This is a genomic window from Mesorhizobium sp. M7A.F.Ca.AU.001.01.1.1 (assembly GCF_004022735.1).
GTDB classification, from domain to species: Bacteria; Pseudomonadota; Alphaproteobacteria; order Rhizobiales; family Rhizobiaceae; genus Mesorhizobium; species Mesorhizobium ciceri.
Genome location: NZ_RZPF01001350.1, coordinates 1 through 481, shown reverse-complemented (window position 1 = coordinate 481; position 481 = coordinate 1). Strand labels below are relative to the sequence as shown.

Annotated in this window: 1 pseudogene; it reads right to left on the bottom strand. The window is 64.0% G+C overall.

Annotation, left to right across the window (positions count from 1 at the left end):
* Positions 1-457 (bottom strand): annotated as a pseudogene (locus tag EN884_RS38115) (bifunctional [glutamine synthetase] adenylyltransferase/[glutamine synthetase]-adenylyl-L-tyrosine phosphorylase); the annotation flags it as partial.
* Between the last annotated feature and the right edge of the window lie 24 nt (positions 458-481).

The window sequence follows — 481 nt, the reverse complement described above, 5'->3', positions numbered from 1 at the left end:
CATATCCGTGCTCGGTGCGGTCCTGCAGGATGCGAACCAGGCGGCGCGTCAGCCGCGAAAACAATTCGGTGGCGTCGAGCGGGTCGACGACCGCCGGTGCTTCCGGATCGAAGAAAACCACCAGATCGATGTCCGAGGAAAAATTCAGCTCATGTGCCCCGAGCTTGCCCATGCCGAGCAGGATCCAACCCGACTGTTTCGACGGGTTGTCGACATCCGGCAGTTTGAGTTTGCCCTGGCCGTGCGCGTCGCGCAGCAGGAAGTCGACGGCGGCACGGGTACAGGCGTCAGCGAGGTCGCTCAACCGCCGGACCGTCAGCGCCGTTTCGGCCTCGCCGGCAAGATCGGCCAGCGCGATGAGGAAATGCGCCTCCGCCTTCCACTGGCGCAGCTCCATCATCAGGCCGGATTCCGAAAGGGTCTCCGCCAAATGCGCCAGTGGAAGGCGGAGGCGCATTTCCTCATCGCGCTGGCCGATCTT